Genomic DNA, 13,557 nt, shown 5'->3' with positions numbered 1-13,557 from the left:
CTATCCTGTTCATAATATTCTTTCAAAATATTATGACTGATTGCTTATTTTTAAAAGTTTACATCGTCCATTTAATAACAGTCTTGCCCCACGAAGTGGATAAATCTGTTTCAAATGCATTGACTGCATCATTAATAGTTTTAACATCAAATTCGTTACCTTTGAGTAGCGCTAATTTTTCCACAACATCTGGATGATCTTTATAGAATTTCGCAATATCTTTAAAGTCTTGCGCACCACTTCTACTACTGCCAAACATTGTTAAGCCTTTCTCTAACACTAATCTTGTGTTAACTTCAACAGGATATTCGCTTACACCTAATAAACTAACTGTGCCTTCAGGTGAAATCAAATCAATGATTTGGTTTACTGCAGACTGGCTACCTTTCCCACCTACACACTCAAATGCATGATCAAAAGTAACCCCTTCAGGCACTTCATGTATGTGGTATATTTCATCTGCGAAAGAGAAATGACTTAATTTATAGTCTGTTTTTCCAAAGATATAAATTGCTGCATTAGGATATAGTTTATTTAATAAAATTGCAGTAATATACCCTAAATTGCCATCTCCCCAAATACCAAAACTATTTTTATTAGCATTAGATTTACGTTCAAACCTTTGAAGCGCATGCCAACTCACACTTACCAATTCAGAATATGCAATTGTACTTAAATCTTCGATACTATCGTCAATTTCTACGACACGGTCATGATCCATAAAAACATAATCTTGCATAAAACCATCATAACCACTAGATCTAAATTTACTACTAGGTAAATAATTTTCTGCTATGACTTCATCTGACTCAACAGGTGTATTGGGTACCATAATAACTCTTGTACCCGTCTTAAATATACCTTTGTTATCATAAACAACTTCACCGACACCTTCATGCACTAAAGACATCGGTAATTTTTTCTTAAGTACTTGTTCATTTCTACTACCAGTATAATATCTTTGATCTGCTGCACAAATTGATAAATATAATGGTCTTACAACAACTTTATCACTTTTAATATTTTCATTATTATATGTTACTTCAAATTGTCTAGGTGCTACCAGTTGATAAACTTGGTTAATCACTCAACATCCCACCTTTGATGATGGAATTCGCCACTTTAAGATCATAAGGCGTCGTAATTTTAATGTTATATAGTTCTCCCATCACTAATTTTACTTTTTTATTAGCTACCACAAGAATCTTACAGGCATCTGTCATTATTTCCTTCTCTTCTAGTGATAACGCATTATAGCTATTTCTCAATAAATTCACATTAAATGATTGTGGTGTTTGGCCTTGATACATTTCACTTCTAACTGGGATAGACTGTATTTGCTCTCCATCACTTGAAGTGATAATAGTGTCTGTTGCAGGTATTACAGTATCGACAGCGCCATGCGCTAATACACTTTCGATATTTTCTTTGATGATTCGATGGGTTAAAAATGGTCTAACCGCATCATGTGTAACGATTACATCTTCATCAGTAATAGGCTGTGATTTTTCAGCTTCATTTATAATATTCATAATCGTTTCGTTACGATCTGAACCACCTTGTACCACTTCAATTCTATCATCATTAATTTGATGTTTACGCAACGTATCCTTCGTATGCGAAATCCACTTTTGTGGTGTCGCAATAAATATTTTGTCAAATTCATTTGTGAGCAAGAATTTTTCAACCGTATGAACTAATATTGGTTTACCATCTAAATCTAAAAATTGTTTTGGCAGTGGCACGTTTCCCATTCTAGAACCGATACCTCCTGCTAATATACCACCATATATCATGTATTTTTCCTCCTGTATACCTTTAAATCTTATAATTTATTTTTTAATTTTAACTTTTAACTTTTAACTTTTTTAGCTTTTCACCATTCGATAAATATTTTAAAGGTTAACCTTTTTATGTTATAGAGATAAATATTATTTCTTAAGCACAATATACCAATTTTTATCGTTAATTTCTACTTATAACTGTTTTTATATTTTAAATAGCATCATATTACCTAGTTTGATATATATTATTATAAAATTTAACTTACAATTAATTAAAATTGCGCACCTTTATATAATATAATGGTTATTTTACACTAAAAAGGTGTTATTCAACTTTAATTTTTCAGAATATATTTACAATTCTAAATTTTCTTAGTATATTCGACTTATTAGTTATTTCTTAACGTGACTTTTCACCATGAATATAAACACTACTTTTACAATTTTTAGGGTGTGTATACACTGACGATACATAGCTCACATTGACTTTATACATATCGACACATCCTACGCTAAATTATGGGAGGCGCATCAATTATGAACAAATCAGAACAACTTATTAACGAAGATAGTAAATACTTTGCTAAGCCAGGAAGAATTAAATATTATCCATTAGCTATCTCACATGGCTATGGCGCAACGCTAGTAGACGTTGAAGGTAAAACATATATTGACCTGCTATCTAGTGCAAGTTCTCAAAATGTTGGTCATGCACCTAAACAGGTTACGGATGCTATCAAAGCACAAGTTGATCAATTCATACATTACACGCCTGCATACATGTATCACGAGCCTTTAGTCAAATTAGCTAAAAAAATATGTGAAATTGCACCAGGTTCATATGAGAAACGTGCACTTTTCGGACTTTCAGGATCAGATGCAAATGACGGTATTGTTAAATTAGCTCGCGCATATACCGGAAGACCTTATATTATTAGTTTTATCAATGCTTATCATGGATCTACATATGGATCACTTTCTATGTCTGCAATTAGTTTAAATATGCGTAAACATTACGGTCCAATGCTTCCAGGTTTCTATCACATTCCTTTTCCAGATAATTATCGAGGTATGTTTGAGCATCAAAGTCCAAATACAGTTGAAGAATATCTTGCTCCTCTTAAAGAAATGTTCGAAAAGTACGTACCAGCCGACGAAGTAGCTTGTATCATGATTGAAACTATCCAAGGGGATGGCGGCTTACTTGAACCCGTAGACGGTTACTTCGAAGCCTTACAAGACTTATGCCAAACACACGGTATATTATTGGCTGTGGACGATATCCAACAAGGCTTAGGACGAACAGGTTGTTGGAGCTCCGTATCGCATTATAATATTGAACCTGATCTTATTACATTTGGTAAATCATTGGCAGGTGGTCTACCAATGTCTGCCATTGTTGGGCGTTCAGAAATCATGGACTATTTAGACGCCCCTGCTCATTTATTTACTACTGGTGCTAATCCAGTAAGTTGTGAAGCTGCATTAGCTACAATTGCTATGATTGAAGATCAAGAACTATTACAGGCTAGTACTGATAAAGGAAATTACGTTCGTGAACGTCTAAATCAATGGCCTGAAAAGTATAAATCTGTCGGAAATATCAGAGGTAAAGGTCTCTCTATTGGTATCGATATTGTGTCAGATAAAATTAAAAAAGTGCGCGACCCCGAAGCAGCTTTAAAGATTTGTAATCGTTGTTTTGACAATGGTGTCGTTATCATTGCTGTTGCTGGAAATGTACTGCGTTTCCAACCACCATTAGTCATAACTTATGATCAGTTAGACACTGCTTTAAATGTGTTAGAAGCTGCAATTCAAGACTTTGAAACAGGCCAATTAGCAAACTATGATATAGCAGGCCAAGGTTGGTAATACAACTTACTTAAGCATTTAGTAAAAAAACGGGTAGATATCTCAAACCGATATCTATCCGTTTTCTTTTGTTGTTGATGCTATATAAGATTTCTACCTTACCCCTTTATTTACTATCGATTACCGACGTCTTGTCCAATTTCAACCGTTTTATTATTTTTGTTGTAAAGTGCAGCTTGGACACTACCAAAGTTAGGATCGTTACGTTTTTCTTCAATCTGAAAACCTAAACTTTTGAATATTTCTATATCTTGTTTACTTGTAGCATTTTCATAAAAAATTTCTCCCCCATCATTATAAAAACGGGGCTTATCTATCGATTCTTGTAGGGTGCCATCACCTCTTAAATAATCTACCAACACTTCATTCAATGTGGTCGGTATCTTATTACCACCTGGTGTTCCTATACCCATGTAATAATCAGGTCCTACTACAATACTTGGTGCTGTAAACGATCTTGGCTCTTTATGCTTACCTCCATAGTTCGGGCTTGCCGGATTTGATGAAAAGTTGTTTAATGAGTTATTCATATAGAATCCCTCTTTCATAAATTTACCGGAACCAAAGAAACTTGCTAAAGTATTGGTAGTGCTTGTTAACTTACCGTCTTTATCTATAACTACAAAATGTGTAGTACTCGTATTATCCACATTATTTGTATTGAAATTACTATTAAAATTAACCTCGTTTAGTTTTCCTAATATATAATCTTGAGATAAATATTCATCGTAGTCTTCATCTTGGCCATTAATAATATCTCTATTTCTATACATCAATGCCCTAGACTTTAACATCCCCGTAATATAATCTAATCGATTATCAGGAGTTGTATCGTTACCAGTTGCTTCATCAATTTCTAAACCTTGAAGCATTAACGTTCCACCTAAAGGATTAGATGCAGAATATACTTTATTATTTAGGTAATCTGTACTTACCGGTTCTTTTTTCTCTGTTTTGTAACTTGCAAAATCTTTTTCATTCACTTCTTCATCTACTTGCTTAGAAACACTTTTACCTACTTTCTCATAAAAGTATTCCGGTCCATGGTCTCTAATGCCTTTAATCGTTTTAGCTAAAGCTGGTTGTTTTACAACGTCACCTTCTCTTTTCGTTTGGCCACTATCAAAAAATGGGGAATCCCGCTCAATATCTGAACCATAAAGTTTTAAACTACGTTCCAGTTCTGAATCTACTTCAAAACCATCCTCAGCTAAAGGTATAACATAATCTAGTATTTTTTGTTCTTCCATTTTGCCCCCTTCGTTATGCGCATCATGTAAACCACGTACAAAGCCAGGTGTACCTATCTTGTCTTTTTGTTTAAAGTCAAAAGATGAGATATCCTTGTATTGCCATTGCTTTGGTGCAACATTTTCTTGGCCATCATAAGCTAACATTGCGCCACCACCACCTAAACCAGATGAATGAGGCTCTGTTATTGCAAGTGCATAAGAGACACCTACAGATGCATCTATCGCGTTACCGCCGTCTTGCAATATTTTTTCACCAACCCGTGTTGCGATTGGATTGTTTGAAGCAACACCGTAATTTTTGTCGGAAAGATCCTGGGCATGATCTGCTATTTTATTCTCATATAATTCATCTTTATTATAATTATCTTTTTTAGTTATCATAAAAAAGCCAAAAGATATGATAATTGTAAGGAGTAATATTACGATGAGCGTTTTTTTATTATAAATACTCATACTTAAGCTCCTTTAGAAAGATATTGGTGATGAGAAGTTTTCAATTCATTTAGTTCATATTGATCTAATCCTTCGTTCGCTCTCGCGAAAACAATTAATAGTAAAACAACCAATATAACTGAAACAACTGTTATACTTACCCAATGTTCTTTAATGTTCATAAACGTAACCTCCATTCTCTTTTTTGAAATTTATATCTTTACCTTCAATATTATTAAGTAACTTAATTTCTTCTACTTTACTTGGGTTAGATTTAGTGATTTTCCCACTTTGTGACTTGATTGGCGTCACCGTAAATTGAGACTGGTCACCGTTCCAATTTTGTTGTACTGCCAAACCTTGTTTGTTTTTAGACAAAAAGTCTTCTGATGTTACATTGCCTAAACTGTAAAAGATACTGGTGTCTTTGTATTTTTCTATTTCTTGTACTACCGAGTTATGACCAATTATCACATCAGCACCTGCATCAGCTAACGAATGCGCGTATTCTCTTTGCCTAGTAGTAACTGATCGTTCATCTGTGATACCCCAATCAACGTTAACAACCACATAATCATTGTTTTCTTTAAGTTTTTTGATTAATGGGATATAAATGTTTGGCTCTAAACTAACTGATGTCGTATTTTTTAATGTATCTGTATAGTCTGATTCAACATCAGTAAAAGATACATTAGCTATTTTTTTATTTTTAACCGTTTGTTGTACAGTTTTACTATTGATAGCATTGGAGCCGTTTCCAGTTAAATAATTATAGCCTGACTGAGCTTCTACTGATTTCATTAAGTCTCTCGCAGTTACATTATCTGTAACTTGGTTGATAAGATTTAAGCTTTTTATATTTAAATCTCTTAAAAACATTACATTTTCTAAGTTTTTATTGATATTTGTTTTTCTATCATCTGAGAATTTCGATACTTGTAAACTTGCCGTAGAATAATCACTCCCTTTTAAAATTGGCTTAATAGCATTAAAAGCTTCGCTAATGTTATTCTTCCTGATGTGGTTATTTAATTCGACATTTCCTAAATATGTCATTCTTATATCACCTTGACCTTTATCCATAGCTTTAACGGGTTCAATTTTTTGTGATGTCATGACAAATACTAAAAGTACAATAGCGATAATTAAAATAATGCTAGTGTAAATTGTATTTCTTTTCTTATGTCGTTTAGTCCACTTGAGTATGCGTTCTTCTATTGAAAATCTTTTAGAATTCTTCATATATATGCTCCTTACTAGTTGATAAAGCTATAAAAGAATAAAATGACATAAGTGATACATGTTAAAAGCATACAAGTTGATAAAGTAATAATGACACCTTGCTTTTGAATCGTGTTTGCTATAATGCCTGGTATAACGACACCTATGCCTGACATTTCGACCATCTCAAATGGTGTCACTGGATATATTAAGTCAAAAATAAATTTCAAAACCATTCCGGTCAAGATCATGGCTGCAAATTTCCTTCGACCATACAATATAACAATCCGGCTTATACCATGATTTACGATAAAGTATGTAATACAGCTAATGATGAGTACAGATAATAGCATAATCGGTTGATCAAAAATTAAAGCTAAATATCCAGGTACTACTAATCCAGCTGGACTAATACCAAATTTTTCAGCGAAGATTAAACTTAATACAATGCCCACAAATAATGAAAAATATAATTCTGAACCTATCATATTATTTGATCCCTTCTATATACTGCGCTATTTGTTTACCTGGTCCATGGATGTTACCCACACAAAATATCAATGCATTTTGAGACTCTTGGTATAACGCTTGCTCTATTTCTTTTATATCTCTACCTTCAAAATTCAAATACTTTTTATCAGGTTGTCCTTTCATTACTTCAGTAACCATTTGCGTACTTTTACCAGTACAAATCAATGTGTCAAAATCAACTTCAGTAATAAAATCCTCAGCAAACTGCCTTGTTCTGTCGACTCTATCAGAACGGCAATTCAAGATAATAACAATTTTCTTATATGGGTAGTTATAGCTTTCTACCTTATTTAATATTGCCTTAGTTGATTTCGGTTCATTAGCAGCGAATGCATTGACATAAACATTAGTTGACTGATTAGCATCAAAGTATTTAACTTCAACGGCTCCAACATCTGGTGGTGCATTCAGCATACCTTTTAATGCGATTTCTCTATCAATACCAAGTGCTTCTGCAACACCCATTGCAATGGCTACATTATCAGGGAACACAATATAACCAAATTTCCTTAAATACGATTCTGGCACTTCCTCCTTATCTACAACGATAAGCTTAGTCTTACGCCTTTTTGCCACCTTAGCAAAAAAGTCTGTATAATCATCTTTCATAACAACAAGATGTCCTCTATAAGGAATAGTTGCTGTAAAAGCTTCCGCCACTTCATCTAACGTTGGCCCAAGAACATCCATATGATCTTCCATGACGTTAACGATGACGCCTATATTGGCTTTAACAAGATCTTTTTGGAACGTAATTTGATAATCGGGATTCACAGCCATACATTCATTAACTAAAGCATTGGCTTTTTGTTTAACAACTTTCCTGATAATATCGCGTTGTTCTCCAATATTAGCGCCTTGTGGTTTTCTATAAACTGGATATTCTCTAGGAGTAAACCAATACATCATACGCGCATCTGTACCTGTTGTTTTTCCAATAACGCGATAGTTATCTTCACGTAAAGTACTGTAAATCAATCTAGTTATAGTAGATTTACCTCTAATACCATTTATATTGATACGTATAGGAATCTTTTCTAATCTGTTAGAATGTCTTTTCTTTTCAACAATACCTAACCAAAGAATAGCCCCGATACAAATTATGATTAGTAGCAAATTTTATCCCTCTTTTCAACAACCTATTTAATTTTATGTATTCAAAATAGCGTAGAATTTCTAATAATATTAAATGACCTGTCTAATCTACTGCTATCTTTGGATAATGACATGCTATCATGCAGTTATTGATTTAGTTTAAATAGTTTGAATTATCTATTAATAATTTGTAAATCTGAGTTTACAATTCATCTGTAAAAAAATTTAATGCGCTTATAAATCCTTATATGAAAGGAATTCGTTGATTTTTGCAGATGTTTTATTTTTATAAGAAGAATTTTAATAATTTTTATTTAGCCGAGAATTTATAATGCAAATAAATAAATATATTATTTACCTCAATTTTACATAGCATTAAAATTTACATGTTATCTTATATGTGTAAGGGACAACTGATACAAATTTTAGGAGGTAGTTTATGAGTAAATCAGTCAAATTGGTGGTTTCAATATATCTTGCTGTTGTAGCAATTATTTGTTGCGCTTATCTGATTATGCTTTTGGTAGGAAGTTTTCAAGGTAATAATATGAGAGACGCTGTATTAGATTCTGATAACACTAAAAATATTGAAAACGTAGACTATATCAACAACAGTTCCCAATCTTCTGAGTTAAAAACTACTGAATCTAGTGATATACCTCAAGGTTCACAATCTAGTAACGATTACAAATTAAATAATGTATCTTCATTGAAAGATAATGAGCATCATACATGGACTTTAGAACAAAGTTGATAAAAAATCATGTATGATTTTTTATATTTAATAAGCTCTATCACTTTATTAATATATGTTACAAAACATTGTCATCCAAACTTTCTTTACATTAAATTCAACCCTTTTAGTTACAATTCTTCAATTTTATTAGCTATAATTAAATTGTCTGAATTTTATATTTATTGAAAAGGGGTTTTTAATTATGAGTAAATTTACAGATAGTGAAAAGGTTCAAATTTTGGAAGATTTAGTGACAATCCAATCCGTAAATGACCATGAAATCCAAGTTTGTGAATACTTAAAAGATTTATTATCACAACACGGCATTGCATCAAAAATAATTAAAATCAGTGATACGAGAGCCAACTTAGTTGCTGAGATTGGAAACGAAGGGCCTGTTTTAGGTATTTCTGGTCATATGGATGTCGTATCTGAAGGCGATATTAATAAATGGACATTTGATCCATTTAATTTGACTGAAGTAGATGGCAAACTATATGGTCGTGGATCAGCCGATATGAAATCTGGATTAGCGGCTTTAGTAATAAGTATGATTGATATCCATGACCAAAACTTATTAGAATATGGTCGGATTAGACTATTAGCCACTGCAGGAGAAGAAATTGTTGGTGAAGGGGCTAAAACTTTCCAACAAGAAGGTTACATGAAAGATGTAGAGGCACTAGTTATTGCAGAGCCTTCGCAGGATAGAATCATCTATGCACATAAGGGTTCTATGGACATTCGCGTGATTTCAAGAGGAAAGGCTGCCCACAGCTCTATGCCACAATTAGGTTTTAATGCCATCTCACCTTTAGTTAAATTTGTATATAAAGCAGATGAAGGGTTCACAAAATTTGATAAAAATAATGATTTATTAGGTAATCCAATCATGAACGCTACAATTTTCAATGGTGGCAATCAAGTAAACTCTATACCAGAACATGCTGAATCTGAGTTTAACATTCGCACTATTCCAGAACATGACAATGACCAATTCATAACTTATTTCGACGAAATTTTAAAACAAGTTGAAACCGATCATACAGACATAGAAATTGATACGTATATGTCTAGACCTCCTGTTTATACTACCGGTAAAAATAGACTAGCAACACTAGCTCACGATTTAGGTTTAAAATATTTAAATACAGATTTACCTTACGAAGCATCGCCAGGAGTTACAGATGCTTCTGACTTATTAGTGGATAAAGATGAGGATTTTTCATTTATTATGTACGGTCCTGGCTTAGTAAGTCAGGCACATCAAGTAGATGAATATGTTGAGAAAGAAAGTTACTTCAAATTCATTGATTTATACACAGAATTTTTCCCTACTTACTTAAAAAATCTAAAATAAAGATTAATTGTACTAGTGGTCACGATAGAACCTTTTAATATAAAAAATAATTACTCTAATTGTGAGCTGAAATGACTATTTATATAGTCGTTAATTAACTTTAGTAAGGACATCAAGGGTGAGATAGAATTCAACTATTGAATTCTATCTCACCCTTGTTTACGTTGCTTTATCCTATGACTGCAATTGTAACTTTTGATATTGTTTCGGAGTCATACCATATGTATCCTTAAATAATTTTATAAAATAACTCGTGGTAGAGAACCCACATTGCATAGCAATATCTGTAATTGTATATTTTGCTTTATTATTTAACTGGTAGATGCTAGCCTCTAGTCTTATTTTTTGCAAATATTCAAATGGCGTTTGTTTAGTTGCCCTTTTAAATAACTTTATCGTTTCCGCTTCACTCATGTGAATAACGCCACTGAGTTGTTGTAACGTTATTTTGTTTGAGTAATACTCGTGTATATATTCAATTATTTGTTTCACGCGACTATCAAAATTGTAAGTTAAATCATCTATATAGCCTGACACGTGGTGTAGCAACCATTTAATAGCGCTATAAAATTGTATTGTGATTTCAAGCTGATACAAGTATTCATGCTTTTCATAAATCATACCGGTATATTCAATTATTTCTAAAAGTGCTCGTTGTTGCTTATGGTCAAATGATAAATAAATATATGGCACTTGCTTTGATAACTCAATAATATAATTTACATATTTATATTCAATAAAATTTGTAATGCTAGGTTGCTCAATATTCCAGCAATAAAACGTACTACCTTCAACAATATCGTGAATCTCATGCACAATATTAGCATTTATAAATATACCGTCTCTTTCTTTTAATATGACAGTATTCTCAGCAATATTTATTTTTATTGTGCCGTTAATTACATAGACGAATTGTAAAGCATGATGCCAATGTAAAGGTATATGACCTAATAGTGTTTGGTTTAAAGTAGTACGTAGAATAACATGCTTCCATTGATAGTCTGGATATTGTATATATTCTTCTTTATTATTTCCTATGACCATTTTATTTTCCATGTAATACCACCTCAATATATTGATACTTTTAATACATTTTAATGTATTATATCAAATTATTTTCGTTTATAGTTTAATATATTAATAATTATTAGGTGATAGAATGAAGACAAAAAAACGTATGATAGGTATTATTTTAGCGATTGTAGGTGCATCCTTTTGGGGGCTTGGCGGAACAGTATCAGATTATCTATTTAGATTTAGACATATCGATGTTAACTGGTATGTTACCGCTAGACTACTATTTAGTGGTGTAATACTTATGATTATTTTCAAAATATTAAATCCCAAACATTCCATATTTACTATTTTCTCTAACTTTACAAGTACGATGCAGATGTTGATATTCTCTATTTTTGGTATGTTACTCGTGCAATACTCATATATGGCTTCTATCGATGAAGGTAATGCAGCGATAGCTACGTTACTGCAATATATTGCTCCTGTTTATATTATTTTCTGGTTTATTATACGTGGCCAAGCAACCTTAAAGATTTTCGATTTACTAGCTATTACGCTGACACTTATTGGTACATTTCTACTCTTAACAAACGGTTCCCTAAGTCGTCTCGTAGTACCAACTTCAAGCATCACTTGGGGAGTAATTTCTGGTATCGCCCTTGCCTTTTACACTATATATGCAACGAAATTATTAATTAATTTTTCTTCAATCTTAGTGGTAGGATGGGCGATGTTAATTTCAGGAATATTGATGAATTTCAAAGCACCATTATGGCAACTTGATGTTTCACAAATAACGTTCAGTACATTAAGTTATTTAGGTTTCGGTATTATAGGAGGAACTGCAATTGCTTTCTTTTTCTTTATAAAAAGTTTGCAGTATTTATCAGCAAAGGAAACAACTTTATTCGGTACAATAGAACCTGTAATGGCTATTGTGGCTAGCGCTGTTTGGTTAAAAGTAACATTCCTACCATTCCAACTATTAGGCATCGTATTAATTATGTTATTAATCTTAATGCTTTCTTTAAAAAAGAATCATACAACTTAAAATTAATACACTATTAAATTAATGTTTACAACTATATGATTTATTCTAATAAATCATTAAAAAGAAGTGAGTTAACTGGTCTAAATTAAATATTAGACCACTAACTCACTTCTTTATTATATTTTAGAAATTTAAGTTTTATCATTCCGTTATTAAACAACTTTGCTTTATACTAAGGCTAATATTTTTTAATAATTTGCTTTAACTTCGTTATTACTTGTGCTCTTTCAGGAATTGGAAATACTGGATAAATATGAAACAAGTTATATCCTGGTAAAAAATCATGACTTATATTCTTTTTATTCAACATATTCGAAAGTTTAAGTGCATCTGGATATAATGTTTCCTTTGTACCAATGATTAACGTAATATGCCCAAGCCCTTCTAAATCTCCAAACATAGGGGAAATACGCCAATCTGTTAATGGTAAATCTCCGGACCATAATTCTAAGAAAAACTTACTTCCTTCTCTAGCTAACATCGGATCAATTTCTTCATAAACCGCTGACTCAGGATTAGATAATGTTGCATCTAATACAGGAGAAATCATGATAATGTTACTTGGCTGAGGTAGTGATTGCATTTTAATATACTGAGCAAACGATAACGCGATTTGCCCACCAGCTGAATCTCCCATCACTATAATTTGATGTGGATCTTCTACCTGTCTCACAATACTTTCATATATTTCTTTTAATAATGTAAATGTCTCTTTATATGTCGCATGTGGCACTTTTGGATAAATAGGTAAGACAATTTTAGCGTTCAATTCACTTGCAAGTGTATCGATATAATCAAAATGATGTTTCAATGGATCTTGGAACCAAGCACCACCGTGTATATATAACACGACCTGTTGTTGTCTATCAGCTTGATCATTGACCGAATAAACCGTAGACTGTTGGACAGTTGTCGCTTGCACCCTATGTTTAAAACGATACGCTGTACCATCGTATAGACCCTTTGTTGCTTCTTTCACAGCATCTAAACTTTTTTGCGCATTTTCAACATTTTCAAATGAACTTTTCGTATTAGTGATTTTTAACATTAATTCATATAAAAAGCTTTTATAACTTCGTTTTTCTCTTACTTTTACGTACAGATATGAAGCAGCAATTGTCAGACTGGATAATGCGGCTATTTTCTTTATCACAATTTTTCCTCCTTGCCTATTACATTAATATTGCTATTACATATAGTTT

At 32.4% G+C, this 13,557-nt stretch carries 13 protein-coding genes; 4 read left to right on the top strand and 9 right to left on the bottom strand.

Going from position 1 to position 13,557, the window contains the following annotated elements:
- Positions 1-58 precede the first annotated feature (58 nt).
- Positions 59-1,087, bottom strand: coding sequence for an alcohol dehydrogenase catalytic domain-containing protein (locus LG295_RS02335; RefSeq protein ID WP_107531018.1), 1,029 nt, complete (start codon positions 1,085-1,087; stop codon positions 59-61).
- Positions 1,080-1,796, bottom strand: a complete 717-nt coding sequence (locus LG295_RS02330; RefSeq protein WP_107531017.1) for a D-ribitol-5-phosphate cytidylyltransferase — start codon at positions 1,794-1,796, stop codon at positions 1,080-1,082. The genes LG295_RS02335 and LG295_RS02330 overlap by 8 nt, the downstream gene beginning before the upstream one ends.
- A gap of 525 nt (positions 1,797-2,321) precedes the next feature.
- Here LG295_RS02330 and LG295_RS02325 point away from each other — a divergent pair.
- Positions 2,322-3,659: an aspartate aminotransferase family protein gene (locus LG295_RS02325; RefSeq protein ID WP_107531016.1), complete on the top strand. Its 1,338-nt coding sequence runs from the start codon at positions 2,322-2,324 to the stop codon at positions 3,657-3,659.
- A 113-nt stretch (positions 3,660-3,772) separates the two neighbouring features.
- Here LG295_RS02325 and LG295_RS02320 read toward each other — a convergent pair whose 3' ends face one another.
- From LG295_RS02320 to pgsB, 5 genes are read right to left on the bottom strand one after another with little or no spacing between them, the layout of a single operon-like run.
- Complete coding sequence (locus LG295_RS02320; RefSeq protein ID WP_318832618.1) at positions 3,773-5,365, bottom strand: gamma-glutamyltransferase; 1,593 nt, start codon at positions 5,363-5,365, stop codon at positions 3,773-3,775.
- Positions 5,366-5,367: 2 nt separating this feature from the next.
- On the bottom strand, positions 5,368-5,526 hold the full coding sequence (locus tag LG295_RS02315) for a hypothetical protein (RefSeq protein WP_318832617.1): 159 nt from the start codon (positions 5,524-5,526) through the stop codon (positions 5,368-5,370).
- A complete protein-coding gene (locus tag LG295_RS02310) occupies positions 5,516-6,586 on the bottom strand; it encodes a CapA family protein (protein ID WP_107531014.1) in 1,071 nt (356 codons plus the stop codon). Before LG295_RS02310 ends, LG295_RS02315 begins: the two co-directional genes overlap by 11 nt.
- Positions 6,587-6,600: 14 nt before the next feature.
- On the bottom strand, positions 6,601-7,053 hold the full coding sequence (gene pgsC / locus LG295_RS02305) for a poly-gamma-glutamate biosynthesis protein PgsC (protein WP_107531013.1): 453 nt from the start codon (positions 7,051-7,053) through the stop codon (positions 6,601-6,603).
- Position 7,054: 1 nt separating this feature from the next.
- Positions 7,055-8,212 (bottom strand): poly-gamma-glutamate synthase PgsB, encoded by a 1,158-nt coding sequence (gene pgsB / locus LG295_RS02300; protein ID WP_318832615.1) that lies wholly within the window; start codon positions 8,210-8,212, stop codon positions 7,055-7,057.
- A gap of 418 nt (positions 8,213-8,630) precedes the next feature.
- On the opposite strand from pgsB, the gene LG295_RS02295 reads away from it, so the two are divergent.
- The gene (locus LG295_RS02295; protein ID WP_107557678.1) at positions 8,631-8,945 is read left to right on the top strand and encodes a hypothetical protein; all 315 of its coding nucleotides are present in this window, start codon (positions 8,631-8,633) and stop codon (positions 8,943-8,945) included.
- A gap of 184 nt (positions 8,946-9,129) precedes the next feature.
- Entirely contained in the window at positions 9,130-10,287 is a 1,158-nt protein-coding gene (locus LG295_RS02290; protein WP_404476279.1) for an ArgE/DapE family deacylase, read from the top strand.
- Positions 10,288-10,461: 174 nt separating this feature from the next.
- Here the strand turns inward: LG295_RS02290 and LG295_RS02285 are convergent, their stop codons facing one another.
- On the bottom strand, positions 10,462-11,343 hold the full coding sequence (locus LG295_RS02285) for an AraC family transcriptional regulator (RefSeq protein WP_318832613.1): 882 nt from the start codon (positions 11,341-11,343) through the stop codon (positions 10,462-10,464).
- Between the two features lie 103 nt (positions 11,344-11,446).
- On the opposite strand from LG295_RS02285, the gene LG295_RS02280 reads away from it, so the two are divergent.
- Positions 11,447-12,355, top strand: coding sequence for a DMT family transporter (locus LG295_RS02280; RefSeq protein ID WP_107557680.1), 909 nt, complete (start codon positions 11,447-11,449; stop codon positions 12,353-12,355).
- Positions 12,356-12,533: 178 nt separating this feature from the next.
- Here LG295_RS02280 and LG295_RS02275 read toward each other — a convergent pair whose 3' ends face one another.
- A complete protein-coding gene (locus LG295_RS02275; protein ID WP_318832612.1) occupies positions 12,534-13,508 on the bottom strand; it encodes an alpha/beta hydrolase in 975 nt (324 codons plus the stop codon).
- Between the last annotated feature and the right edge of the window lie 49 nt (positions 13,509-13,557).

Origin of the sequence: Staphylococcus pseudoxylosus (assembly GCF_044794325.1) — a bacterium.
Lineage (GTDB): Bacteria > Bacillota > Bacilli > Staphylococcales > Staphylococcaceae > Staphylococcus > Staphylococcus pseudoxylosus.
Note: the sequence above shows the minus strand (reverse complement) of the source record. Positions and strands in the feature narration are given on the sequence as shown.